Source organism: Micromonospora sp. Llam0, from assembly GCF_003751085.1.
GTDB lineage: Bacteria > Actinomycetota > Actinomycetes > Mycobacteriales > Micromonosporaceae > Micromonospora_E.
Map to the genome: position 1 here is coordinate 1,168,660 of NZ_RJJY01000001.1, position 26,406 is coordinate 1,195,065.

General features: G+C 67.2%; 16 protein-coding genes. 9 read left to right on the forward strand and 7 right to left on the reverse strand.

Translation table 11 applies throughout. From position 1 onward, the window contains the following. Positions 1 to 253 precede the first annotated feature (253 nt). The 4 genes from EDC02_RS41320 to EDC02_RS05310 all read left to right on the forward strand — a co-directional run bounded on the left by EDC02_RS41320 (position 254) and on the right by EDC02_RS05310 (position 14,771). On the forward strand, positions 254 to 2,845 hold the full coding sequence (locus EDC02_RS41320) for a LamG-like jellyroll fold domain-containing protein (protein WP_158632056.1): 2,592 nt from the start codon (positions 254 to 256) through the stop codon (positions 2,843 to 2,845). 124 nt (positions 2,846 to 2,969) lie between these two features. Continuing rightward, the gene (locus tag EDC02_RS41325) at positions 2,970 to 4,463 is read left to right on the forward strand and encodes an IS4 family transposase (protein WP_158632025.1); all 1,494 of its coding nucleotides are present in this window, start codon (positions 2,970 to 2,972) and stop codon (positions 4,461 to 4,463) included. Positions 4,464 to 4,588: 125 nt separating this feature from the next. Beyond that, positions 4,589 to 8,269, forward strand: a complete 3,681-nt coding sequence (locus EDC02_RS05305) for a carboxypeptidase regulatory-like domain-containing protein (protein WP_233605753.1) — start codon at positions 4,589 to 4,591, stop codon at positions 8,267 to 8,269. Positions 8,270 to 8,321: 52 nt separating this feature from the next. Next, positions 8,322 to 14,771: an RHS repeat-associated core domain-containing protein gene (locus EDC02_RS05310; RefSeq protein ID WP_233605754.1), complete on the forward strand. Its 6,450-nt coding sequence runs from the start codon at positions 8,322 to 8,324 to the stop codon at positions 14,769 to 14,771. 778 nt (positions 14,772 to 15,549) lie between these two features. On the opposite strand, the gene EDC02_RS05320 is transcribed toward EDC02_RS05310, so the two are convergent. Further along, complete coding sequence (locus tag EDC02_RS05320; RefSeq protein WP_158632025.1) at positions 15,550 to 17,043, reverse strand: IS4 family transposase; 1,494 nt, start codon at positions 17,041 to 17,043, stop codon at positions 15,550 to 15,552. Positions 17,044 to 17,175: 132 nt separating this feature from the next. Here EDC02_RS05320 and EDC02_RS05325 point away from each other — a divergent pair, with 132 nt between their 5' ends. Then, positions 17,176 to 17,793, forward strand: a complete 618-nt coding sequence (locus EDC02_RS05325; protein ID WP_158632057.1) for a polymorphic toxin-type HINT domain-containing protein — start codon at positions 17,176 to 17,178, stop codon at positions 17,791 to 17,793. 259 nt (positions 17,794 to 18,052) lie between these two features. Here the strand turns inward: EDC02_RS05325 and EDC02_RS05330 are convergent, their stop codons facing one another. The 3 genes from EDC02_RS05330 to EDC02_RS05340 form a co-directional block, all read right to left on the reverse strand. Then, positions 18,053 to 19,084 carry an IS701 family transposase gene (locus tag EDC02_RS05330; protein WP_158632058.1) on the reverse strand — a complete coding sequence of 344 codons (1,032 nt, stop codon included), beginning with the start codon at positions 19,082 to 19,084 and terminating at the stop codon, positions 18,053 to 18,055. A 173-nt stretch (positions 19,085 to 19,257) separates the two neighbouring features. After that, complete coding sequence (locus EDC02_RS05335; protein WP_123600987.1) at positions 19,258 to 19,476, reverse strand: DUF397 domain-containing protein; 219 nt, start codon at positions 19,474 to 19,476, stop codon at positions 19,258 to 19,260. Between the two features lie 2 nt (positions 19,477 to 19,478). Next, positions 19,479 to 20,318 (reverse strand): helix-turn-helix transcriptional regulator, encoded by an 840-nt coding sequence (locus EDC02_RS05340; RefSeq protein WP_123600988.1) that lies wholly within the window; start codon positions 20,316 to 20,318, stop codon positions 19,479 to 19,481. 314 nt (positions 20,319 to 20,632) lie between these two features. Between EDC02_RS05340 and EDC02_RS05350 the strand changes: the two genes are divergently transcribed. From EDC02_RS05350 to EDC02_RS05355, 3 genes are all read left to right on the forward strand, one after another. Then, positions 20,633 to 20,851, forward strand: coding sequence for a hypothetical protein (locus EDC02_RS05350; protein WP_123600989.1), 219 nt, complete (start codon positions 20,633 to 20,635; stop codon positions 20,849 to 20,851). A 98-nt stretch (positions 20,852 to 20,949) separates the two neighbouring features. Next, positions 20,950 to 21,087 (forward strand): hypothetical protein, encoded by a 138-nt coding sequence (locus EDC02_RS40055; protein ID WP_158632059.1) that lies wholly within the window; start codon positions 20,950 to 20,952, stop codon positions 21,085 to 21,087. Positions 21,088 to 21,238: 151 nt separating this feature from the next. Then, positions 21,239 to 23,218 carry a phosphatase PAP2 family protein gene (locus EDC02_RS05355; protein ID WP_123600990.1) on the forward strand — a complete coding sequence of 660 codons (1,980 nt, stop codon included), beginning with the start codon at positions 21,239 to 21,241 and terminating at the stop codon, positions 23,216 to 23,218. A gap of 126 nt (positions 23,219 to 23,344) precedes the next feature. Here EDC02_RS05355 and EDC02_RS05360 read toward each other — a convergent pair whose 3' ends face one another. Further along, positions 23,345 to 24,184 (reverse strand): SGNH/GDSL hydrolase family protein, encoded by an 840-nt coding sequence (locus EDC02_RS05360; RefSeq protein ID WP_123600991.1) that lies wholly within the window; start codon positions 24,182 to 24,184, stop codon positions 23,345 to 23,347. A 222-nt stretch (positions 24,185 to 24,406) separates the two neighbouring features. Between EDC02_RS05360 and EDC02_RS05365 the strand changes: the two genes are divergently transcribed. Then, the gene (locus EDC02_RS05365) at positions 24,407 to 25,174 is read left to right on the forward strand and encodes a hypothetical protein (RefSeq protein WP_123600992.1); all 768 of its coding nucleotides are present in this window, start codon (positions 24,407 to 24,409) and stop codon (positions 25,172 to 25,174) included. On the opposite strand, the gene EDC02_RS05370 is transcribed toward EDC02_RS05365, so the two are convergent. Then, a complete protein-coding gene (locus EDC02_RS05370) occupies positions 25,117 to 26,037 on the reverse strand; it encodes an LLM class F420-dependent oxidoreductase (RefSeq protein WP_123600993.1) in 921 nt (306 codons plus the stop codon). The two genes, EDC02_RS05365 and EDC02_RS05370, sit on opposite strands and share 58 nt — an antisense overlap. Then, on the reverse strand, positions 26,034 to 26,399 hold the full coding sequence (locus EDC02_RS05375; RefSeq protein WP_123600994.1) for a MerR family transcriptional regulator: 366 nt from the start codon (positions 26,397 to 26,399) through the stop codon (positions 26,034 to 26,036). Before EDC02_RS05375 ends, EDC02_RS05370 begins: the two co-directional genes overlap by 4 nt. Positions 26,400 to 26,406: the final 7 nt, after the last annotated feature.

Below are 26,406 nucleotides of genomic sequence, written 5' to 3' on the forward strand. Positions count from 1 at the left end.
TTGCAGGTTGTGACGGGCATTTACGCCGATCGTTCAGGGCCCTTATAGTTCGGGCACTGACTGGCGTCAATCACGGGGGTGCCGGATGGCAGGCGTGCGCATGGGCGGTTCGCGGCGCTACTGGGCCGCGACAATGGCCGCATCGGTAGCCCTGACAGGACTGGCGGTGCCGGCACGCGTGGCCGCTGCTCCCACCAGCTCTCCGCCACAGGCCTGTGTGGATGAGCAGGCAGACGCAGCCTCGGCGACGCGAATGGTTGAGATCTGTGGCCGGCGGGTCGAGCTTCTCGCCGAGCGTACGGAGTGGACACAGACCTTCGTCAACGTCGACGGTTCGCGGACCTTGGAGCAGACCATCGAGCCGGCCCGGGTCCGTAAGGGAAGCGCATGGGTGCCAGTCGACACCACCCTCAAGATGACGGCCAACGGCCCGGCGCCACGGTCAACGGTGCTGCCGATGGTCTTCTCCGGAGGCGGCGATGCCCCACTTGCCCGGCTCCGGGACGGCGAGCGAGAGCTGGCGATGATCTGGCCGTCTCGGCTGCCGAAGCCCGAGCTGGCGGGTGCGACCGCAATCTACCGGGACGTACTGCCTGACGTCGATCTACAGGTGACCGCGCAGCCGTTGGGCTTCTCCGAGGTGCTGGTGGTACGTTCCCGCGAGGCAGCGGCGGATCCGGACCTCGCGTCACTGCGGTTCGGGCTGGAGACGAAGGGCGTCACGGTGGGCGCAACCGCCTCGGGCGGGCTGGCCGCCCGCGACGACAAAGGCGCCGTCGTATTTGCCGCGCCTGCACCTCTGATGTGGGACTCCACTGAGTCCGCGGAGGCCGAAACCGACGCGGCACCGGAGAGGGCCACCCGGGAGAAGGACACGCAGGAGTCCGCACCGCAGCGCAAAACTGACTCAGCAGAGCAGCAGCAGCTGGATCAGTCGTCGACCGCGGAGGTCGCACCCGACCAGCCCGCCATCCCCGAGGCCGCCCATCGGGCGGTGATGCCGGTCCGCGTCAACGGGGACTCGATGACCATCCTGCCGGACAAGACGATGCTGACCGACCCACGGACAAAGCTACCGATCTATATCGACCCGTCCTGGACCGGTGGGATCGTCAGCAACGCGTGGACGACGGTGTGGAGCAAGTACAAGTCGAGCTCGTTTTGGCAGAACTCGTCGGCGTTGTACAACGGTTCGACATACGGATCGGCGGGTGCCGGGCGGACCGAAGACTGCTCCGGGTGCAGCGACTACATCATCCGGTCGTTCTTTCGGATGAATACATCAAAGGTTGCAGGGAAGAACATCGTCAAGGCTGAGTTTCGGGTCGAGCAGCGGCACGCGTGGACATGCAGCCCGAAGAGCAATGCGAAATTGTGGCTGACCGGGGCGATCTCGTCGAGCACGACGTGGAACAACCAGCCCACCTGGAACGGCAGCTACACGGCACAGACCTCGGGAAACCGCAAGCATGGGGCTGCGCACGGCTGCCTCGGCACCGGCACCATCGAGTTCAACGTGACGTCAATGGTGGCGAAGGCCGCGTCCAGTAAATGGTCGAACCTGACCGTAGGTCTGCGGGCTGTCGACGAGGGCACCAAGAACCAGTGGAAGCGGTTCAATCACTCCTCACCGAAGCTGGCGATCACCTACAACACCGACCCGAACGCACTGACGGACCGCAAGTCCGATGGAAAGGCCTGCGCCACCGGGGCGTCACGGCCGTACGTGTTGACGACCACGCCGATCCTCGCGGCCAAGCACTCCGACCCGGACTCTGACCAGCAGTCGCTGACAACCGACTTCTACTGGTGGCCGGTCGGCGGTGCCCGTAGCGAGACGAACAAGGTCTCCCAGTCGGCGGGGAACCCGTCGACGGTGTCACGGGCGATCCCGTCCGGGCGATTGACTGACGGCACGAGCTACGTGTGGCAGGCCCGCACCTGGGACGGTTCACGTCATGGGGTGTGGTCCGGGACCTGTGAGTTCACCGTAGACGCGACACCGCCGCCACCGCCGGCGAGCGTCGACTCCACGAACTACCCCGATGACGGCGTGCCGCGCGGCGGCGTAGGTCTGCCTGGCACGTTCACCGTGACCGCGCCGACTGTCCGCCCGTTCGAGGTCAAAGAGTACGCGTACAGCTTCGACCCAGCTGTGATGACGGCGGCGAAGACTATGTCGGCACGAACGACAGACTACGGCGCGTCGGTCACCGTGGTGCCGCCGCACGACGGCGTGAACGTGCTGTACGTGTGGTCGAAGGACCACGCTGGCCGATTCTCCACGCCCGTGTCGTATACATTCAGCGTTCGGGCCGGCGCCGGCCCTGCCGCCGAGTGGACGTTCGAGGAGACCGGGGCAACCGCTACCGACGTCTCCGGCCACGGCAACACCCTGACCGTCGGCGCATTGGCGACCCGGGTGGCCGGCCGGTCCGGGACCGGTACGGCACTGTCGCTGCCGGGCACCGCAGCGGCCACCAAGGCCGGCGCGCTCAGCACGCCGCACCCCGACACCGGTGTCTCGACACAGGTCCGCACCGATGTGAGCTTCACCGTCGCAGCCTGGGTCAGGATCAACTCCACCGCGGGAACTGGCCTACAGACCGTGGTCAGTGCGAACGGCTCCCGGACGTCCGCGTACCACCTCGGCTACGCCGGCGGCAACCAACGCTGGCGATTCACCATGGCGGCGGCCGACGTCGACAACCCCACGCTGTACAGCGTGCTGTCCAACGAGGCACCCACCGCAGGCAGGTGGACTCACCTCGCCGGGGTCTACGACGCCTCGACCAAGCAGATGACGCTCTACGTCAACGGTGTGCTCCAGACCGCACTGACCTAAACTTTGGTCGTTTTGTGGGTAATAGCGCCGGTTTCGGGGTGGGTGTGGGTCGGGTGCGGGACGTGAAGAAGCTCCTGGTAGGACATGGATTGACTAGATCAACATGTTCCAACCAGGAGCTTCGGTGTCGAATTCTGCCATGCTGTCCGCCAGCGCGGTGCGACAGGCCGCCGATCAGCGGGAGACGCTGCGGGCAGCGGTGATCGCCGGGCCCGCCGGTGTCGGGACCCTCGACGAGCAGGTGACCGGCCGGTTGTGGCCACTCCTGGCCGATGCCGCACTGATCGAACGGGCGCGGGCCACGGTCGGGCACGTCGACGCCCGGCGGCGGGTGCTGACCGGAGCGGTCACGGTGATGATCGTGCTCGGGCTGTGCCTGTTCCGGCGGGAGAGCACATCGGTGGTGACCGCACGGGTGACCTCACGGCTCCCCCGGACCCGGGTGGAGGGCGCACCGACCGCCGCGGCGGTGTCGAAAGCCCGGGGCAGACTCCCCGCAGCGGTGCACCAGCGGGTGTTCACCGACGCCGCCCGGTCCACACCGACGTTCGGGCCCGAGTCGTACGCGTTCGGTCTGCTGGTCACCGCGATCGACGGCACCGTGTTCGACCTGGCCGACACGACACGGACACGGGCCGGGTTCACCACCCCGACCGGCGGCCGGTTCCCCCAGGCCCGGATGGTCGCCCTGGTCGCCTGCGGCACCCGCTGGATCCTCGCCGCCCGCATCGCCTCCTCCGGGACCAGCGAACAGGCCCTCGCCGACGACCTGATCGGCGAACTCCAACCCGGCACCATCAACCTCGCCGACCGGGGCTTCTTCTCCATGGACCGCTGGACGCGGGCGGCCGCCACCGGGGCGCACCTGCTGTGGCGGGTCAAGAACGGCGCCCGGAGCCTGCCCGCCCGACTGGTCGAGGTCCTCCCCGACGGCTCCGCGCTCGTGCAACTCGCCGAGTCCGACGCGATGCTGTCCCGCCGCCGCACCACCCGCGCCGACCGCACCCTGCCCCGACTCCGTCCGACACTCGCCCGTCTGGTCGAGTTCACCGTCACCACCCGCGACCGCGCCGGCCGCACCACCCACAGCCGCTACCGCGTCCTGACCACCCTGCTCGACCACCACCGTCACCCCGCCACCACACTCGCCGCGCTCTACGCCGAACGATGGCAGATCGAACTCACCTACGGACGACTGAAGACCACCCTGCGGGGACCCCGCACCCGACCACGCGGACACACCCCCGAACTCGCCTACCAGGAACTCTGGGCGCTACTGACCGTCTACAACGCCCTCGTCCGACTCGCCGTGACCACCGCCGTCGACCTGAACATCGACCCCGACGCGGTCAGCTTCGCCACCGTCCTCGCCCTGACCCGCGCACACCTCGCAAGCCAGGACCCCGCACCCTGCGTCAACTGCGGACACGACGACCCCGACCCCACCACCACCCTGCTCACCGCGATCGCCGCCCAACCCCACAACCGACACACCCGCACCCGCACCGGCCCCCGCACCAAACGACAACGACGAACACAACGCACCCGCGACGTCACCTACGAGATAACCATCACCCAGACCGACCTACCCAAAGCCAGCAAAACGGCCAAAGTTTAGGTCAGTGGCTCCAGACCGCGACCGCGACCCTCGTCGGGGGGTTCAACGCCACGACAGATGTCGCCGTTGGCAAACGCAAGTGGAACGGCGGCGACGACAGCTTCTTCACTGGTCTCGTCGACAACGTGCGCTTCTACAACTTCGTCGAGACCCCGGCGAATCTCGCTGAGCTCGCCGTACCGCTGCCGCCGACAGTCACCTTTCCCAACGGCAGCGACGTCAGTGCTGGCGGCCAGCTCACCGTCCAGCTTGACGCGGGTGGGGACACGAATGTCACCTCGTTCCAGTACAGCATCGACGGTACTGGGCTGGGCAGCACGGTGAACGCGACCGTTGCAGGCGGCAGCGCGACGGTGACCGTCAACGTTGGCAGCGTCATGGGGGAGCGGCCCGTCTACGCGGTCGCGGTCGACGGCGGCGGCCGGGTCAGCTCTGTGAACGAAGGCATTTTCACGGTGACGTCCGCAGCGAGTCTGTCCGGCACGGTGTGGAACGCATTCTTTCTCCCACAGGCCGGCGTCGTCGTCCAGCTGCAGCCTGGTGGCCACCAGGCCACCTCGGGGTCCGACGGCAGCTACGCGGTGACCGGGTTCGCTCCCGGCTCATACACCATCACCGCAACCTTCGGCGGCCGATGCGGCGAGGTGTTTAGCGGACCAATTACGATCAGCGGTCAGGACGAAACGTTCGACATTTTCCTCTCCGCGTTCAGCGACGATCTCGGCCACACCTGCGCCGAGCAGACCACCGCGTTCACCGCCGCATCCAGCGCACTAACCTTGACCGGCGACGACGCCGTTGCCACCGTGGAACTGCCGTTCGCGTTCCCGTTCTACGGCGGTGCCTACCTAAGCGCGTGGGTGGACACCAACGGGTTGCTCTCCTTCACCGACCCCGGTGGCTCGCACCCGTACAGCGGCCAGCAGCCGGCTCCGGTCGCGCCGGCTGCGGCGGTCGCCCCGTTCTGGGACGACCTGGTCGTTGACGCCTCAGCGAGCGTGCGTACCGCGACCACCGGAAGCGGCACCGGAGAACGGTTCGTCGTCGAGTGGCGCAACGTCCACCGCAAGGGCAACACCGCGCAGCGGCTGTCCTTCCAGGCGATCCTCGCCCCCAACGGCACCGTGACCACCAACTACGACCAGATCGACAACGCCGCCGAACAGGGCGCCCACGCGGTCGTCGGCATCGAGGCACCCGAAGGCCAGGACCGGCTGCACTACTCCGTCGCCGAGCCGGTACTGGCGAGCGCCAAGGCGATCACCTTCACCCGCCCCGACGCCGTCGGTGAGCTGGAGCTGCACAGCCTGTCCGGTACGTTGACCAACGCCGTCGGCGCAGCGGTGGTCGGTGCCACGGTCATCCTGGACCCGACCGGGGTCAGTACCACGACCGGTGCCGGTGGCGCGTACAACTTCACCGGCCTGGTGGCGGACAGCTACACCGTCGAGGTGCGGATGGCCGGACGGTGCGGCGCAGTCGTCCGCGAGCAGGTGGAGCTCTTCGCCGACCTGGTGTCTGACCTGCAGCTGGGTCCGGACTATGGCGGCCTGGGCTACGCCTGCAGCACCGGGTCGTCCGGGTTCGTCGCCGCGTCTACAGCGCTGGCGCTGACCGGCGACGACGCGGCGACCATGGTCACCCTGCCGTTCCCGGTACGCTTCCACGGCGAGACGTACACCAGCGGACGGGTACACACGAACGGTTTGGTGAGTTTCGGCAGCGTGTCCGGTGAGCCGGACACCTGGGCGAACCCGACGATGCCGACGACGGCGGCGCCGAACGCCGTGGTGGCCCCGTTCTGGGACGATCTGGAGGTCGACGCGTCGGCCAGCATCCGTACCCAGACGCTGGGCAGCGCACCGAATCGGTCGTACGTGGTCGAGTGGCGCAACGTCGGATTCCGACCGACCAACGCCCAGCGGATCACCTTCGAGGTGATCTTCCACGAGGACGGAAGGATCGCATTCCACTACGGGGCCATGTCGACCCCGATCCAGCAGGGCTCGGCTGCGACGGTCGGCCTGGAGAACGCCTCCGGCACGGTGGCGGCGCTGTACTCCTTCCACGAGGCCGCGCTGACCGCTAACAGTTCGATCACCTACACCCCGGCGCCGGCCGGAACGGTTCAAGGGGTGCTGACCACGGCAGTCACCGGTGCCCCGGTGGCCGGGGCGACGGTGACGTTGAACCCGGGCAACCGCAGCGCCACCACCGCCGCCGACGGCAGCTATCAGTTCGCCACCGTTCCAGTGGGCGAATACAAGGTCGTCGCGTCCACCGGCGACAACCGGTGTGCCGGCCAGTACGCCCGAGAGACGATGAACCACCCCGGCGGCACCTCCGACGTGGACCTGTCGGTGATGGTCGACGGCGACGAGTTCGGCTACAAGTGCACCACCGCAGCGCAGACCTTCATCCCCGGTGACGTCGTCGAGGCCTGGCAGGGCGACGAGACGGTATGGCAGAAGAACCCGCCATTCCCGGTCAAGCTCTACGGTGAGTCGTACACGTCGGCGTGGATCAGCGCCAACGGCCTGATCAGCTTCAAGGACCCGGCGTACTTCGGCTGGATCGGTTCCTGGCCGGGCCCGATCCCGTCGCCGGCGGTGGATGGCTCACCGAACGCGGCGGTCTACGTGCTGTGGGACGACTGGGTGGTCGACGCCCAGGCCCGGATTGCGACCAGGATCAGCGGCACCGCCCCGAACCGGCAATGGGTCGTGGAGTGGCGCAACGTCCACATCTACGGCGACACGAACACGCGGGCCACCTTCGAGGTCGTCTTCTCCGAGAACGGCCAGATCATGCTCGCATACGCCGACATCGACCCAGCGAAGTCGATCGAACGCGGCGGTGAGGGCACCGTCGGGATCGAGAACGGCGACGGCTCCATCGGCTTCCAGTACCTGTTCCGTGAGCCGTGGCTTGCCTCCGGCCAGGGCATCACGTTCACCCCCAACCCGCCCGGACTGGGCAGCGTCGCCGGCACCGTCACCTGTGCGGGAACACCGGTCGCCGGAGCCACCGTGGCGGTCGCGGACAAGACGACCACCACCGCTCCCAACGGCACCTACCAGGTCACAGCGGTGCCTGCCGGCACTTGGGCCGCGATCGCCACCGTGCCGAGCGGCGCCTGCCGCGGGTCGGACGCGCGCCAAGTGGTGGTCGGCACCAACACCCAGGTAACCGCCGACTTCGGCCTAGCCGTCACCGCTACCGGCGGCGGCTACCAGTTGGCCGAGCAACCCGTCGCCTACACCGCCGCCAACGGCACCCTATTGTCCCTGACCGGTGACGACGCCTACACCTCGGTCGCACTTCCCTTCCCAGTGACCCTCTACGGCCAGACGTACTCCACCGGTTGGGTGGACAGCAACGGACTGGTCAGCTTCATCAACCCCGGCGAGCCCGCACCGGACGCGTGGCCGATCCCGTCACCCGCCGGCGCTGAGCAACCCAACGCCGCGCTGTACCCGTTCTGGCACGACTGGGTCGTCGATGCCAATGCCAGCGTCCGCACTGCTGTCCGTGGCACGGCGCCCAACCGGCAGTTCGTCATCGAGTGGCGCAACGTCCACTCGTACGAGGACCCCCGTACCCGCGTCACCTTCCAGGCCATCATCGACGAAGCCGGCGGCTACAGCTTCGCCTACACCGACAACGACGGCACGTTCCTCGAACGTGGCGGCGGCGCCACCATCGGCATCGAAAACGCCGACGGCACCGCCGCGATCCAGTACACGTACCGGCAACCCGTGCTCCGGCCCGGAGTGGGCCTGCGGTTCACCGCTCCCACGTCCTGATCGCACTGACCTGACTCGTATGATCCATCCCTCTGAGGACCCGGAGGTCGCGGTGCAGGAAGACCTGCTCCCATTTTCGCTGCCACTGGTCCGGCGCAGCCCGGCCCAGAAACTTCGGTGGATCGTCGCTACTGCACTGGCGGGTGTACTGGCCGCGAATCTACTGGTGCAGGCGCCGTCGGCCACGACTGCGCAGGCGGCCCACGCCGCCCAGCCCCCGGCGGTCGAGGAAGTGCCAAGTGTTCCGGTCGCCGCAGTTGCGGCCAACGAACCGGACCCGGTCAAGCCGTTGCCGCCAGCCAGCAACAAACCGGCACCGGTCTGGCCAGACGGCGGCGTCGCCTTCACGGACTTGGTGGCGGCCCGAGGCGGTATGACGGTGCGACCCGGCGGTCTGCCGGTGCAGGTGACCGCGTCCGACGACGGGTCGGCCCGGTCGGCGGGCAATCGGCCCGAGCGGCGGCCCGAGCGGGTGCGGGTCGAGGTGCTGGACCGAGCGGCGACCGTGCAGGCAGGTGTCCGAGGAGTGCTTCTTCGGCTCGCACCGGAAGGGGACGCAACCGACGGTGAAGTGTCGGTCAGCGTCGACTACGGTGCGTTCGCCACAGCGTACGGCGCTGACTGGGCGAGTCGGCTGCGGCTGGTCAGCATGCCGGACTGTGCGATGACCTCCGCAGCGGGGGATTGCGCCGGCAATGCCTTGCCTGGCCGCAACGACCTGGCCGCTACGACGGTGACAGCAACGGTACCGCTGGCGGCGAGCGGCAGTCTGGTCGCCCTGGTAGCGGGACCTTCAGGCCCAGCCGGGGACCTGGCCGCGACCTCGCTTCTGCCGTCGTCGACCTGGGCAGTCGGCGGCAACTCCGGCACCTTCAGCTGGTCGCATCCGATGCGGGTGCCGCCTGCGGCCGGCGGTCTGGCTCCGTCGGTGTCGCTTGCGTACTCGTCGCAGTCAGTCGACGGTCGTCACGCGGCGTCCAACAACCAGCCGTCGTGGATCGGTGAAGGATTCGACACATCAGGTGGCGGGTTCATCGAGCGGCGGTACCGGGCGTGCGCCAACGACATGGGCGGGCAGGCCAACAACACCGTCAAGACCGGCGACCTGTGCTGGGAAACCGACAACGCCGTCCTGTCGATGTTCGGCCGCGGCGGAGAACTGATCTACAACGCGCAGGAGAGCCGTTGGCACCTGCGCAACGACGAGGGCTCCCGGATCGAACGGAAAACCGGCGCGACCAACGGTGACAACAACGGCGAGTACTGGGTGCTCACCACGACAGACGGGGTCCAGTACTGGTTCGGGGTCAACCGGCTGCCGGGCTGGGCGTCGGGTAACCCGGTCACGAACTCAGCCTGGAACGTTCCAGTCTTCGGCAACGACCCGAACGAGCCGTGCCGTGCCGCCACCTTCGCCAACTCACACTGCATGCAGACCTGGCGGTGGAATCTCGACTACATCGTCGATCTGCACGGGAACTCAGTCTCCTACTGGTACAGCAAGGAGGCCAACCAGTACGGGCGTAACCTCGTCGCCACTGACGCGGCGAGCTATGACCGGGGCGGCTGGCTCGACCGGATCGACTACGGTACCCGTCGGGTCAGCGGGGTCGACTCAGTGTTTGCGACCCCGGCCCCGGCGCGAGTCGACTTCGCGGTGGCGGATCGCTGTCTGAGCAATTGCGGCGTGCACGACGAAGCGCACTGGCCAGACACGCCCTGGGATTCGGAGTGCACGGGCTCATCGTGTAACGAGGTGCTCTGGCCGACATTCTGGAGCACCAAGCGACTGGCCAGTGTTACGACCCAGGTCCGCTCCGGCGGAGCGTACGACAACGTCGAGCGGTGGACACTCACCCACACATTCCCGGATCCGGGTGATGGTACCCGGGCAGGACTTTGGCTGTCCACGATCACTCAGACGGGTCTTGTCGGTGCGGCCATCAGCATGCCGGCGATCGAGTTCACCGAGGTGCAGCTCGCAAACCGGGTCGACACCAACGACTTCGCACCGGCAATGAACTGGCTGCGCATCACGCGGATTCGTCATCAGAGCGGCGGAACCACCAACATCACGTACTCCGGAGAGGACTGTGTCGCGGGGCAGACGCCGACGCCGCACACCAACACCCGGCTTTGCTACCCGGTGCTCTGGACACCGGAGGGCTACCAGCAGCCGGTGACCGACTGGTTCCAGAAGTACGTTGTGACCAAGATCTACGAGACTGACCACACCGGTGGCGGACCACCTCAGGGCAGCCCACCCACGGTTTACTCGTACAGCTACCTCGATGGAGCGGCCTGGCGATACAGCGATGACGACGGGCTGATCGATTCGGACAGCCGCACCTGGTCGGGCTACCGTGGCTTCAAGCGGGTGGGCGTCACGGTCGGCGACCCCGGTGAGCAGACCTACACCGAGACCCGATTCTTCCAGGGCATGCACGGCGACCGGGCCGGCCCGGCCGGCGGGACCCGGACGGTCACTATCGACGGCATCAACGATGAGGACTGGTACGTCGGGCTGGCCAGGGAGACCAGGTCGTTGAACGGGCCTGGCGGTGCGGTGGTGTCCCGGCAGGTGAATGATCCGTGGGCATCGCCGGTCACTGCGTCGCGGACCGTCAACGGGCAGACGGTGACGGCCCGGTTTACCCGGGTGGGCTCGGTCCGCTACTACACGGCGTTGGACGCTGGCCGGGGCGAAAGGTCAACCCGAGTGGTGGCGACCTACGACCTGCACGGCATGGCGGCAACCGTCGATGATCACGGTGACGTGAACATCAGCGGCGACGAGCAGTGCACCAAGCTCGACTACACGCCCCGCAACGAGTCGAACTGGCTGATGGACCGTCCACACCGGGTGCAGTCCTACGCTGTCGGCTGCGCAGTCACCAGCGGCACCCTCGCTGAGGCTGACGTGCTGGGGGAGATGCGCACTCTATACGACGGCAACGCGTTTGAGACGGTACCGACCCGGGGGCTCGCGACCCGGGCCGACGAGATGTCGGCCTGGAACAACGGTGCATCGACTTTTGTCACGGTGAGCCAGTCGAGCTATGACGCCCATGGTCGGTCGATCTCCGTCCGCGACGCGATGAACTCCCAGACCACTACCGCCTACACGCCGGCCACCGGTGGGCCGGTCACTTCGGTCACCATCACTAACGCGATGCAGCACGCCACGACGACGACCGTGGCACCGGCCTGGGGGCTGCCGCTGGCCACGGTCGATCCAAACGGCAAACGCACCGACATGGCTTACGACAGCATCGGCCGGATGACATCGGTCTGGCTGCCCGGCCGCGACAAGGCGACCCAGTCGGCGAACGCGACCTACGCCTACCACGTCCGCAACAACGCGGCGACGACAGTCGCATCGTCTCGACTCAACGCAGAAGGTGCGTACGTCACGTCGTATTCTCTTTACGACGGACTGCTGCGGCCCCGGCAGACGCAGACGCCATCGCCGTCGGGTGGCCGAATTCTGACGGACACCTTCTACGACAGCGCTGGCCGGGTCGTCAAGGAGTACGGCGCCTACCACGACGGTACCGACCTCCCCGGCATCAACCTCTACACGGCGACCGAAGCGGCGTTCGTGTACACCCAGACCCGAGCCGTCTACGACGGCGCCGGCCGCATGCGAGCCGCGGTCTTCCAACCGTTTGCGGACGAGCGGTGGCGCACTAGCGTCTACTACGCTGGCGACCGGGTCGACGTCACGCCACCCGAGGGCGGCACCACGACCTCTACGCTGTCCGACACGCATGGACGCACCGTCGAACTGCGTCAGTACCATGGCGCGACCCCCACCCCGGGCTCTGCTGGAAGCTGGGACTCGTCGACGTACCACTACAATCGCAAGGGCCTGCTGCAGCGCATTACCGACAACGTCGGCAACAACTGGACGTACGGTTACGACTTCCGCGGCCGGCAGACCCAGGTTACCGACCCGGACAAGGGCGCCAGCACCTTCACGTACGACAACGCAGGCAGGGTCACCACCAGCACCGACGCCCGTGGCGAGAAGCTCGCCTACCTGTACGACCCGCTGAACCGCAAGCGAGCTGTCTACGACGACGAGATCGGCGGCACGCCTCGGGCTCAGTGGATCTACGACACCATCCTCAAGGGCGCGCTGACCCAGTCCACGCGGATCGAAGGCAGCGCTTTCTACCAGGTACGGGTGACCGGCTACAACGATCGCTACCAGCCGACTGGCACCCAGGTGACCATCCCCGCGACCGAGACCGGCTTGGCTGGTATCTACAACACCTTCCTGACCTGGAACGTTGATGGCTCGCTGGCGTCGCTACGTCTACCGTCAACGAACAACGACCTGCCGGACGAGACCCTGCTGTACAGCTACAGCGACCTCGGGCTGCCGACAAGGCTCGAAACTGAATATGGAGGCATGTCGAGCCAGTACGTCGCCGGCACCACCTACAACGCTTTCGGTCAGCCGACCCAGGTCACTCTCGACACCGACGACATCCTCGGTGAACGTGTATCACGGGCGTTTGCCTACGAAGTGGAAACCGGCCGGATGTCTCAGGCCATCACCGAGCGAGACACCGTCGCACCGAATAGGATTGCCGAAATACATTACATCCAGGACCACGCGGGCAACGTCACCAGCATCCGGGACGAGGCCCAGGATCCGGTCGACGACACCCAGTGCTTCAACTACGACCACCTGCGTCGGCTCACTCAGGCCTGGACGCCGAGCTCGGCGGACTGCGCCACGGCCCCGTCCGCTGCCGGCCTGGGCGGCCCGGCACCGTACTGGCATTCCTGGACCTTCGACAGCGTCGGCAACCGTCGTACCCAGTCGGTGCACACCACCGGTGGCATCGCCACCACCACTTACAACTATCCAGCGGCCGGCGCGGTCAGGCCACACGCCCTCGCCTCCACCACTGGGGCGCAGACCGGCACCTACACCTACGATGCGGCGGGCAACACCGCGACCCGGCCGACCGTCACCTCCGGCACTCAGACCTTGGGATGGGACTCCGAGGGTCGGCTGGCCAACTCCACCGACAGCAGTGGAGCGACCAGCTACCTCTATGACGCAGACGGCAACCGGCTGATCCGTCGTGATCCGGGCGGGAAGACGCTCTACCTCCCCGGCCAGGAGATCCGCTACAACTCGGCGACGACTTCGACCAGCGCCACCCGCTACTACAGTCACCTGGGCTCCACCGTCGGATCGCGGACCATGAGTGGGTTGTCGTGGCTGGCCAGTGACCACCAGGGCACGTCGTCGATAGCAGTCGACTCGGTCAGCCAGGCGTTGACCGTCCGCCGCCAGACCCCGTACGGCACTCCCCGAGGGGCGGTGCCGACCTGGCCGAACAGCAAGGGCTTCGTCGGTGGCACCATCGACAACACGGGCCTGACGCATCTGGGCGCTCGCGAGTACGACCCGGTTGCCGGCCGGTTCATCAGCGTCGACCCGGTCCATGACCTGACCGATCCGCAGCAGTGGAACCCCTACAGCTATGCGAACAACAGCCCAGTAACCTACAGCGACCCCAGCGGCATGATCTACACTGATTTCCTAGTGGGTAACGATCCCCACGTCAACGGCAGTCATCACGGTCTCGGGCCGAGCGTCAAGGGCGGCACGATCCGAACTACCCACTGCAACGGTACTGGCCCATACGATTGCCAGGCGAAGGCAGATGCTGGTCGATATGTTAGCGCTCAGCTCAAGATGGGACCTCCGCGAAGTTGGCAAGAAGAGCTTGCTGGGGAAGTGGCCTGTACGCTGAGTGGATTTTGTCGCGGAATTTCAACGGGTTACGATGGGTACCTTATTGGCAAGGCGCTTTTCGAAGGGGATCTCCGTGGTGCAGCGGCCGCAGGCGTGGGGTTCCTGACTCCGGGTTGCCCCACCCGTATCTGCGGAGGAATAGTCGGGAAGCTCTTCGGAGGTTCCTCCACGCCTGACGCGCCTGGTCCGACGGTGAAGCCAAAATCCGATACCCCATCATCGGACGCGCCCGCTGGTGGCTCAACCGGCAAACCGACGACAGCCAACACCGGCTCCGGTTCTGGCTCGGGGGGCGGCAGAGGGTCAGATGGGCCGCCAACCGGCGCTTCTGTCGACGGCGCGACTGGGGTTTCTGCCTCATCTGGCAATGGGCTAGGTCGGTTGTCCGGACGGGAGATTCGTGTCTCGGATAGTGGGCTTGCTAGAGTGGAGGCGCACCTGTCGCAATTCGGTCAAGTTGATATAAATGATGCGATGATCTCTCGACTTCGGGAAGCTAATGCAAGCGGTACTCGAATTAGTGGTGGAGATGCAAGTTTCTATATGCACGAACTGTCGGAGTCGCAATTCATGAAGATGGGCATGGACTACATGGATGCACATGCTGCCGCTTTTTCTAGGTACGACGTTTCGCCGTTCAGTGTGTACCCTCCGGAAGTCGTTTCACAGTTTTCGTCTCAGCTTTCTCCGGGCTATAAGAGGTTTTGGGGGCTGGGATGATTGAAGTCGCGCTTCGGTATCACCGCAAGGCGCGTGTCTGGTTTGATGATCGGCCGGCTTGCTTGGAGGTGTCTCCTGCAGAGTTGGCGGTCTGTGTACCGGGATATGTGCGGCCATATAGATCGTCTGCAGCGATCGAGCTTATGATCCCGCGTGGTGCCGATGTGCAGTATGGCCTTCTTGGGGGTACATATTATGCAACTTCGGATGATCGGCTCGTCCTCCGTGCCGCCACTATTGATGAAGATGTTGCTGGATGTGGGCTGGAATATCGTGACTCGCTTGTGCGGAGCCTGGAAACACCTAGAGTTGGGCTTCCGAGACACCTTGCCGAAGGTGCAATATCTGGCCTGAAGAGCTGGTTCTCTGTGCAGGGCTCCTTGAGTCCCGGTATCCTCTCTCTTGACTGTGCGGCATTTGGATCTGTTGGGTCAAGCTCGGTGGTTTTCGGACATCTCGCGAGCCTTCTTGTTTCTGTGATGATGGCTCAGGAAATCTCTCCGATGTTGCTTGACGGGGTGTTGGAGGATTTGCTATAGATGGACCTTGACTTGCTACTCCAGCCGTACTTTCAGACTTGGAGGCTGCCCTGGTAGTGGCTGGCTCGGGCACAGTGCTGATGCCTACGCCGCCACCGACCACTGCCGGATGGTGATCAGGTGCGCTGGGAGACGTCGGACCCCGCTGAGGCGTGAACGGGGTCGGTTGGTTTCCTCCGGATTCGCTGTCTTCTTTTCGACTTCTGCGGCGGCAATGGACAGGAATCGGAGGCACTGACCTAAACTTTGGCCGTTTTGCTGGCTTTGGGTAGGTCGGTCTGGGTGATGGTTATCTCGTAGGTGACGTCGCGGGTGCGTTGTGTTCGTCGTTGTCGTTTGGTGCGGGGGCCGGTGCGGGTGCGGGTGTGTCGGTTGTGGGGTTGGGCGGCGATCGCGGTGAGCAGGGTGGTGGTGGGGTCGGGGTCGTCGTGTCCGCAGTTGACGCAGGGTGCGGGGTCCTGGCTTGCGAGGTGTGCGCGGGTCAGGGCGAGGACGGTGGCGAAGCTGACCGCGTCGGGGTCGATGTTCAGGTCGACGGCGGTGGTCACGGCGAGTCGGACGAGGGCGTTGTAGACGGTCAGTAGCGCCCAGAGTTCCTGGTAGGCGAGTTCGGGGGTGTGTCCGCGTGGTCGGGTGCGGGGTCCCCGCAGGGTGGTCTTCAGTCGTCCGTAGGTGAGTTCGATCTGCCATCGTTCGGCGTAGAGCGCGGCGAGTGTGGTGGCGGGGTGACGGTGGTGGTCGAGCAGGGTGGTCAGGACGCGGTAGCGGCTGTGGGTGGTGCGGCCGGCGCGGTCGCGGGTGGTGACGGTGAACTCGACCAGACGGGCGAGTGTCGGACGGAGTCGGGGCAGGGTGCGGTCGGCGCGGGTGGTGCGGCGGCGGGACAGCATCGCGTCGGACTCGGCGAGTTGCACGAGCGCGGAGCCGTCGGGGAGGACCTCGACCAGTCGGGCGGGCAGGCTCCGGGCGCCGTTCTTGACCCGCCACAGCAGGTGCGCCCCGGTGGCGGCCGCCCGCGTCCAGCGGTCCATGGAGAAGAAGCCCCGGTCGGCGAGGTTGATGGTGCCGGGTTGGAGTTCGCCGATCAGGTCGTCGGCGAGGGCCTGTTCGCTGGTCCCGGAGGAGGCGATGCGGGCGGCGAGGATCCAGCGGGTGCCGCAGGCGACCAGGGCGACCATCCGGGCCTGGGGGAACCGGCCGCCGGTCGGGGTGGTGAACCCGGCCCGTGTCCGTGTCGTGTCGGCCAGGTCGAACACGGTGCCGTCGATCGCGGTGACCAGCAGACCGAACGCGTACGACTCGGGCCCGAACGTCGGTGTGGACCGGGCGGCGTCGGTGAACACCCGCTGGTGCACCGCTGCGGGGAGTCTGCCCCGGGCTTTCGACACCGCCGCGGCGGTCGGTGCGCCCTCCACCCGGGTCCGGGGGAGCCGTGAGGTCACCCGTGCGGTCACCACCGATGTGCTCTCCCGCCGGAACAGGCACAGCCCGAGCACGATCATCACCGTGACCGCTCCGGTCAGCACCCGCCGCCGGGCGTCGACGTGCCCGACCGTGGCCCGCGCCCGTTCGATCAGTGCGGCATCGGCCAGGAGTGGCCACAACCGGCCGGTCACCTGCTCGTCGAGGGTCCCGACACCGGCGGGCCCGGCGATCACCGCTGCCCGCAGCGTCTCCCGCTGATCGGCGGCCTGTCGCACCGCGCTGGCGGACAGCATGGCAGAATTCGACACCGAAGCTCCTGGTTGGAACATGTTGATCTAGTCAATCCATGTCCTACCAGGAGCTTCTTCACGTCCCGCACCCGACCCACACCCACCCCGAAACCGGCGCTATTACCCACAAAACGACCAAAGTTTAGGTCAGTGGAATCGGAGGTCATTACCGCTACCGACGGTCACCCGTTTTGGGTAGCCAGTCAGGCGACGTGGCGTGACGCCAGCAGGCTACGACCGGGTGACGAACTGCTGGCCTCGGACGGCTCCCGCCTGCGGGTCATCGACATCGTCGCCTGCCAGCGGCCCGCCACGGTTTACAACCTCACCGTCGCTGACATCCACACGTACTATGTGTTCGCCGGCACAGCACCGGTACTCGTACATAACTGCGGTGAGCTAATCGCCGGCCCGAATTTGGGATCCCTTCGGGTATCGGCTGCCGATCCTTCAGACTCTGAATTGGCGGCCGCACAGTACATGGCTGCCCGGGGAGGGAATGTTGTTCTTAGGGATCCGGTTGGTCCGAGGGGGACTGCAACAAGTGACCTTCTTGTGGACGGTGTACAGTGGGATGTCTACACCCCCACTACGAGAAATGTGAGCAGAATCGTGAGCGCTGTTGCTACTAAGGGTGGTCAGGTCCGAGGTGGCGGCGTTATTATTGACCTTTCGCAAACGAGCGTTACCGCAGACCAGCTTGCCAATATCCAGGCCAGGATTGCGGGAACGGGCGCGCGTGTGGGTCAGATTGAGGTGATGCCGTGATGGCGAAATTTCTGTGCATATGCGGCACGATAATTCAAACAAGTGGGCCGATCCCTAACGAGCTGGAGTGGAAAATAATTTCGGACCTTGAATTTGATCGATTCGAGGGCCTGGTGGACGCTGAGGAGGTCTATGTGGCGTCCAGGCCGGTATTCAAATGTCACACCTGTGGCCGCCTTTGGATCTTCTGGCGTGGTGTGGATGAGCCACCGCAGTGCTATAAGCCAGAAAGTCCGACTGAATTGGGAGAGGTGGATACCTAAACTAATACGGCAGCCCGGGTTCGTTCTGTAGATGCTGGTTGATGAATTGCCTGGTCGCGGCGGCGGTAGTGGCTGGTCCGGGCGCGTGCCTGGTGTCGACGCCGCCAGTGTGACCAGGTCAGCCAGTGGCTGATCGGGTGGACGGTGTTGGTGATCAGCTTCGCGAAGAGACGGCGGATCTCGGGCAGGGTCAACGCGATCACTGTCTGATCGGCTGCGGTGCGGTCACGGTGTTCACGGGCTGCGATCACGGTCAGGATCGCGTGGGCGAGCATGACGAGGGTGACGTGGCGGTGCCAGGCGTGCCAGCGGCGGACCTGGGGCTCGTCCAGGCCGATGGCCTTACCGGTCTGGAAGCAGGTCTCGATCGACCATCGGGTCCCGGCCACGCGCACGAGCGTGCGCAGCGGAACGGGCCGGGCCGACCAGCAGCGGTAGAAGGCCAACTCGCCGTCGCTGATCCGGCGGCGGATCAGCAGGGTGTGCCGGCCGGGGGACTCGTCGGCGGGTGCGGTGATGGCGATCCAGGCCCAGTCGTAGTAGCGGGAGCCTTTCGACCCGACGCCGGCGGGCAGGCGGTTCCAGGCTCGGGTGGGCAGGTCGGCGGCGAGCCGGTCAGCACGCCGTGGGCCGTCGACCGGACGGGCGGTGACCCGGTGGCTCTTCGCCACGGCCAGGACGTAGCCGATCCCCCTGGCCTGCAGACCGCGGCGCAGGTGCCGGTCACCGCCGTAGGCCTCGTCCGCGGTGACCCACGCCGCCGGCGTGTCCGCGTCGAGGGCACGGGTGAGCATCCGCCGGGCCAGAACGAGCTTGGTCGCGAACTCGACATCGGCGGGGACGCCAGCGGCGGCGCACCGGTCCGGGTCGTCGGTCCATGCCTTGGGCAGGTAGACCTCCCTGTCGATCAACGTGTGACCGCCCGGGGCGGCGTAGGCGAGGTATACCGCGACCTGCGCGTTCTCCACCCGCCCCGCCGTGCCGGTGTACTGCCGCTGCCATTTAGCGAGACCGGTGTCGATCGGCAAATGCCGGAGCAGCGCTCGGCGTAGTGCTGCGGCGGCAACCGACGGCGGCAGCCGGGGAAGCTCGTCGAGTTCTGGGGCGTGGTGTCACCGGTGTGCGCGCGGGGTCGTGGGCCGTGGCGTGTGTGTGCGGTCCGGCTTCGGCCGGACCGCTTCTGGATCTGGTGGAGCAGGTCCTAGCCCAGCAACTCCGGTGTGAGCGCTCCGTGTTCGCCGGCTTTGATCGAGTCGATGAATCTGGCCCAGGTCGGAGTGGTGAAGGCGAGGGTTGGTCCGGCCTGGTCTTTGCTGTCGCGGACTGCGGTGGTGTGGGGCATGTTGGCGACCTCGATGCAGGCGCCGCCGTTGTTGTCGCTGCGGCTGGACTTGCGCCAGGTGGGGTGGGGCGTGTTCATGGTCAGCCTCTGGTGTCGTCTGCGATCTGTTGGATGAGGGTGCGGGATTCGACCGGGCCGAGGGCGGCGGCGGTGAGTCGTTCCCAGAGCCGAGTGTATGCCCGGACGGAGTCGGGTCCGTCGAGGTAGTCGGCATCGGTGAGGGTCTCCAGGTAGACGACTTCGGATGCCAGCTCTTCGCCGAAGCGCAGGATGATGAAGTTGTACGACGAGGTCTCGTAGGTGGGGGCGTCGAACGGGAACACCTGGATCGTCACGTTTGGGCGGTTGGCGAGTGTCGCGAGGTGGGTGAGCTGCTGGTGCATGGCGGCCGAGTCGCCGAGGGTGCGGCGGAGGGCTGACTCGCTGAGGATCAGGTGGAGGTGGGGTCCGTCGGGTTGGTCGATGACCTTCTGTCGTTCGAGTCGTACGGAGATCTGTCGCTCGAGGTCGTCGGTGTGGGTGCGTTGGTTGAGGGCGCGGATGTAGGGCTCGGTCTGGAGGATGCCGGGGATGACTTCTGGTTGGTACCAGCGGATGTGGGTGGCGTCTGCTTCGAGGTCGAGGTATTGGCGGAACCAATCGGGGATGACGTTGCGGTAGCCGCTCCATCGTCCGCGTTGGCGGCCGGCTCGTGCGAGGTCGCGGAGGGGTTCGGCGTCGTCGCGGGTGACGCCGTAGAAGTCGAGGAGCAGGGTGAGGTCGGTTTGGCGGATGCCGGACTGGCCGAGTTCGAGTCGGCTGATCTTGCTGGCTGAGGAGTCGATGATCTTGGCGGCTTCGTCCTGGGTTTTGCCGGCGGCTTCGCGGGCGCGTTTGAGGGCGTTGCCGAGGCGTCGGCGCTGGATCGTCGGGTTGACCATGGTGGTGAGTATCTGACGGCTGTCCCGGTGGGTGTGGGACGTGCCGGGTGGGTTCCCAAAGTGTGTCCTCACACGTACCATCGTTTTTGGACTTGCAAATTAGGAGTGCGGTTCGGGCTTGCGGGAGGTCGTGTGTCTGGGCGTGTCACGTACGAGTCGTACCTGGTGGCGGCGGCGATGACGCTGGCTCGCCGGCATCGGCCGGTGTGGTCCTGGCGCAGGTGGCGGCGGATCTGCCGGTGCGGGTCGGTGTTGCCCTGCCGGGCACGGCACCGGATTCCGATCAACCGGGGTCACTGGCCGGGGGAGACGCGGTGACGACGCATCGACCCGTACGGCCGAGCTGGATCTGCGCTGGCTGTGGCCTTTCGTGGCCGTGCGGGACGCGGCGGCGGGAACTGCTGGCCGAGTACGCGGGGGCGCGGGTGTCGCTGTCGGTGTACCTGGCGACGTGCCTGCTGGACGCGATGGCTGACCTGCCGCAGGACCGCTGCGGCGACGTCTACTGGCGGTTCATGGGCTGGTGGCGGTGAGAGCCGGGGTCGGGCCGGTGGCGGCAACCACCCGGCCCGATCCCGTTCCATCCCTCCGAGAGAGACGTTCCATTTCATCCAAGGGAAGGCAGACGATCATGGACATCTGTGCGTTGACCAGCGCCACGGTGCTCGGCTACCTGGCTGGGTTGTTCTCGTTCCGGGTCAAGAGCCGCTGGTGCCCCAAGTGTGGCGAGCTGACCACCGTCCCGCCGCCGTCCAACCCGATGAGGTAGCCGATCGGCGTCGGCGCATGACAGCAGGTCACCGGCGGTCGGCGTACAGGTGGGAGACGCGTCACTTCCGCAGCTAATGATCGGTTGAGTCCACCGGTTGTTGGCCGACCGGCCCCGACCCGTTCATCGCGGTTGGCCAGGGTCAGCAGCCATGACTGCACAGCACCATGCGATAGACCGCCGCGTCTTCCTGCGCGGCTCGGCCGCCCTCGCCGCCCTACCGGTAGCGGGCAGCCTGCTCGCCGCCGCCCCGGCGTCAGCCGCCCCGGCCACGGCGACCAGCACCGCAGCGGCAGCGGCGGCCGTCACCGGGAACGTGCCGCCGGCACCCAGCTACCCCGGGTTGCCGTTCGTCGACGACTACCTGACCAACACCAGCGCCAACCGGACCCCGCAGACCAACGCGGCGGTACGGATCCTCGCCGGCTTCGAGCAGCTGTGGACCACCGGCAGCAGCTGGGACGACGGCGTACCGCGCAGCGCCGAGGTGTTGCGGGCCAACATCCGCTACGTGGTGAAGGTCGGCGAGGAGCGCACCGACGCCGAGGCGAAGCAGGCGTACGTCTTCGACCGGCAGCACCAGAGCTACAGCGCGATCAGCGGCCTCGGCCCGCTGACGCAGCCGTACCTGGCGGGGTCGCTCGCCGTCACCGGCATCACCGCCGCCCCCGACGGGGTGCCGGCCGGCCGGGTCAGTGACGCGCTGCCGCCGGGTGCGCCAGCCGGCTCGGCGCTCGGCGCCGGCTCCACCTCGTCGGCGCTGGGCACAGTGGTGCAGCTGGTCAACACGATCCGCGGCCCGCACGCCTCCAGCAACCCGAGCAAGTCCACCAACCAGTATCCGCGACCGTGGCGGCTCACCGACGACAGTAAGGTCGTCGAGACCGGCGGTATCCCGGTGCTGGGCGTGCCGGTGTACGCGGCGAACACCGCCGTGGTGCCGCAGCTGCTGCGCCAGCGGGCCGAGAACCCGGCCGACGACGGCGGTTTCCCCAGCGGCCACGCCAATGCCGCCTACCTGGCGGCGCTGGCCTTCGCGTACGCCGTGCCGGAGCGGTTCCAGGAGTTGCTGGCTCGGGCCAGTGACGTCGCGGACAGCCGGATCGTGGCCGGCATGCATTCGCCGGTGGACGTGATCGGTGGGCGGATCCTGGCCACCGCGCTGGCCGCCGCCGTGCTGGCCGACCCGGCGTACGCGCAGCTCAAGGCCGACGCCCGGCGCCAGGCCGCGGAGTATCTCCAGGCCCGCACCGGCACGAGCGCCGACACCTTGTACGCGTACGCCCACTCGGCCGGGCCGGACACCGACCCGTACGCCGACCGGGCGGCGAACCTGGCGAAGGTGACGCCCCGGTTGACGTACATGTTGCCGCAGGCCCGTAAGGACACCCCGTTCACCGTGCCGAAGGGCGCCGAGACACTGATCGAGACCCGGCTGCCGTACCTGGACGCCGAGCAGCGCCGCGAGGTGCTGCGCAGCACCGGGCTGCCGGGCGGCTACCCGCTGCTGGATGGCCCGGAGCAGTGGGGTCGGCTGAACCTGTTCGCCGCCGCCGACGGCTACGGGTCGCTACGCCGGACCGTGCGGGTCACGATTGACGCCGCCGCCGGCGGTTTCCACGCCGCCGACGCCTGGCGCAACGACATCGACGGCGAGGGCATGCTGGTCAAGCTTGGCACCGGTGCGTTGACCCTGTCCGGCGCGAACAGCTACGTCGGCGGCACCCGGCTGGTCGACGGCACCCTGGTGGCGGCGTCCGCGCGGGCGTTGGGCGACGGCCCGGTGGAGCTGCGCGGCGGCACGTTGCGGCTGGACCGCACCGCCGGCCAGCTGTGGGTACGCGGCGAGTACAGCCAGTCCGGCCAGGCGACCCTGGCGGCGAACCTGACCGACAGCGGTGAGCCGTCGCTGGTCGTCGACGCGACGGCGACGCTCAACGGTCGCGCCGCCCTGGTGCTGACCCTGGACCCGGAGCGCCCGCCGGCGGCGAACGCGTCGGTGCCGGTGCTGCGGGCCGCGAAGCTCGTCGGCACGTTCGGGTCGGTCACCGTCACCGGGATCGACGGCTACACGGCCGAGCCGTTCCATACCGCCACCGGTGTGTCGGTGCGGCTGCTGAAGACCGCCTGACAGCTGCCCGACTGACAGACCGGGCCGCGCCGATCGACGCGACCCGGCTGGTCGACCGGGCATCGAGGTGAAGCTGGGACACCCTTTCGTTGCACCGATGGGTGTCCTGGCCGCACTTCGCGAACGTCAGTGGGTGGCGGCGGTCGAGTGGAGGACGGCGTCGAGCGCCTTCAGGTAACCGTCGGTGTATCCGGCCAGGTTCGGGTGGAACGCGTCCTCGACCGCGGTGATGCCGTTGAGCCACGGGTCGTCACTGCAGACCCGGTGCTTGGCGAACAGGTCGTCGACCGGCACGAACACCCCGTACGTCTTGGCAGTCTTCTCGATGGCCTGGTTGAGCTGCACCGCCGCGTTGTTGAGCAAGTTTCGTCGATACTCGTCCAGCGGCGCTTCGACGCAGAAGCTCTGCGCGAACAGTTGGGAGTAGCCGAGGATCACCAGCTTGGCGTTCGGGGCTTTGGCGACGATGTCGCCGTACACCTGCTTCAGGTCGCCCGGCAGCGCCGTCTCGATGATCGCGACGGCCGCGTCCACGGCGGCCTTGCAGGTGCTGTCGTGCAGCGCCTCGATGCATTTCTCCAAAGTGGCGGTGAAGCCGAGGTTGTCGCCGCCGACGGTGATGGTCACCAGCTTCGTGTCCGGCCCGAGGAAGCCCAGCTGGTAGGCGATCACGTCGTCGGTGGTCGCGCCGCTGCACGCCGAGAAGCCGAACGACATGGCGCGGTTGGCGTCGGCGAACTGTGCCGCGTAGGAGTGCTTGCTCTGCTTGCAGTCACCGTCGGTGTACGGCGGCGCGCCGACCCCGGATGAGTACGAGTCGCCGAGCGCGACGTACTGCCGATCGGCTGCACTGGCTGTCGTACCCGCGCTGGCGGCGACTGGCAGAGCGGCGACCGCGCCGACCAGTAGCGCCACCGAGACGGGCAGGATCAGAACGAGGCGGGTTCTTCGGGCATAGTGCAACATCACGGGTACCTCCCCAGTGGATTCATGTTGGAGTGAGGAGAGGATGGGGCATCCGTCGCGGTGAATCAATCGTGGAGCGGACGGCTGTCCGCTTCACGACGGACATTCGCGTTCGACGGTGTGGCTGCGGCACCCTGATGTCGACATCGACCACCGTCCACGTCGGCTGTCGGGAGGACCAATGAGGCAACGAATCCGGCCACGAACGATCGGTGCCACATTGTGGCCGCGTTGGTGGGCACCCTGGTCGCCACGCTGCTGCCCGCCGCGCCCGCCCTCGCCCTGCCCTCGGGCGCCAGCTGGTCGGCTTCGTGGAGCTACTACCACCCCAACGCCTACCAGTACGCGGGCACCCTGCCCGGGGTGAGCCTGACCGGCTACGCAACCGACTACTCCGGCACATCGAACACGGTCGGAACCATCCAGGACACCGCCAACGACGGGCGCTGCGCCCGGGTGATGCTCTATGCCAACGGCGTCGGCTACCTCGTCGACCAGACGATCTGCGGCAACGGCCGCAGCCTGAACTACAGCACCGGAAGCTACAGCCAGGGACTGCTGGTCATCGTCTACCGGATGATCGAGGGCACCTCGACTCACGACAAGGGCTACTACCTCTACATCCCGGGCTCGGCCAGGGACCCGGAGCTACGGACCGTCGGCACCGGGGCGAGTTGGTCCTACTACACCTCGACGGCGTTTCAGTACGCGGTGACCCGGCCCGGTGTCACGCTGGTCGGGTACGGCTCGCACCAGGCGTCCGACCAGCGCTCCTCGCTGAGTACGGTGCAGAAGACCGCGACGTCGGTCGGCTGCGCGACCGCGCGGGTGACCGGCGGGACGGCCACCAGTAGCGGCACCTGCACCAACGGCGGCAGTGCGTCGTTCAGCCGGTTCGACCACACCTACAACCTGGAAGCCTCCGCCTGCTATCAGCCGGTGCCCGGCACCCAGAACTGCCTGGCGCTGAACATCCCCGAGCCCTGGTGACTCCCCGGCGGGCGTAGGCCCAACCGATCCGCGAACTCGGTGAGCTCGTCCCGCTGCTCAGCCGGATCGTCGGCGGCGCTGCCGACCACGATGCGGGTCACTCCCTGCTCGGCGAAGGCCGCGACCCGCTCCGCCGGCATGTCGATAGACCCCCACCGGGTGTACTCGATCGCCGCCGGGTCGCGGCCCGCGTCCGCCGCGACGGAGCGGGCCAACCCCCACTGCGCCGCCCGCTCGTCCGGGGTCAGCATCCCGCCCGGGAAGTAGCCGTCGCCGCGTAGCCCGACCCGCCGGGCGGCGGCCCGGCTCGACCCGCCGACGTGGATCGGCAACGACATCGACCCGTACGGTTTCGGGAAGCTGCAGATCTGATCGAAGTCGAAGAACTCGCCGTGGAACGAGACGCCTTCCTCGCCCCCGGCCCACAACAACCGCATCACGTCGATCGCCTCGTCGGCACGCCGTCCCCGGGAGCGGAAATCGACACCGATCGCCCGCGCCTCACCGGGCAGGCTGCCCAGACCCACGGTCAGCAGCCGCATCCGGCCCTTCGACAGCGCGTCGATGGTGGCCAGCCGCTTGGCGAGCACCACCGGATGGTGGTACGGCAGCAGCAGCACGCCGGTGCCGAGCAGCAGTCGGTCGGTTGCCGCCGCCACGAACGCCAGCAGGTCCAGCGGGTCGGCGAACGGCAGCGACGGCGGGATCTGCACCGGCCCGACCGACGCTCCCGGATACAGCACCACATGCTCTGGTACGTACAACGCTTCGAACCCGCACGCTTCGGCATGCCGGGCGTATGTGACAAGCCGGTCCGGGTCGGTGCCGTGCAACGGGGTGCTGTAGCTGACCGCGAACCTCACTGCCGTCGCCGATGCGTCCGGGTCCGATCGAGCTGGCGTCGCAGTTGCTCCCGTACGGTGGCCAGCCGCTGCAGCGCGGCATCGACCTCGGTCAGCTTGCGGCTCAGCACGGAGATCGAGTCGGGGCAGACGTCGCCGGTCGGGTTCCCGGCCCGTAGGCAGGTCACGAACGGGCGGATGTCGTCCAGGTCGAAGCCGGCCGCGAGCAGCGACCTGATCTCCTCGACCACTCGCAGTTCGGTGTCGTCGTAGTCGCGGTAGCCGTTGGCGCAGCGCCGGGGACACACGAGCCCCCGGGCCTCGTAGTAGCGCAGCATCCGGGCGCTCGTCGCGGCCCGCTGCGCAAGTTCGCCGATCAGCATCCGAACC

Coding starts and splice junctions, on each gene's coding strand:
- EDC02_RS41320 (WP_158632056.1), top strand. CDS start 254: ATGGTTGAGATCTGTGGCCGGCGGGTCGAGCTTCTCGCCGAGCGTACG.
- EDC02_RS05335 (WP_123600987.1), bottom strand. CDS start 19,476: ATGAACACGCCCCACCCCACCTGGCGCAAGTCCAGCCGCAGCGACAAC.
- EDC02_RS05340 (WP_123600988.1), bottom strand. CDS start 20,318: ATGGTCAACCCGACGATCCAGCGCCGACGCCTCGGCAACGCCCTCAAA.
- EDC02_RS40055 (WP_158632059.1), top strand. CDS start 20,950: ATGGACATCTGTGCGTTGACCAGCGCCACGGTGCTCGGCTACCTGGCT.
- EDC02_RS05355 (WP_123600990.1), top strand. CDS start 21,239: ATGACTGCACAGCACCATGCGATAGACCGCCGCGTCTTCCTGCGCGGC.
- EDC02_RS05360 (WP_123600991.1), bottom strand. CDS start 24,184: ATGTTGCACTATGCCCGAAGAACCCGCCTCGTTCTGATCCTGCCCGTC.
- EDC02_RS05375 (WP_123600994.1), bottom strand. CDS start 26,399: ATGCTGATCGGCGAACTTGCGCAGCGGGCCGCGACGAGCGCCCGGATG.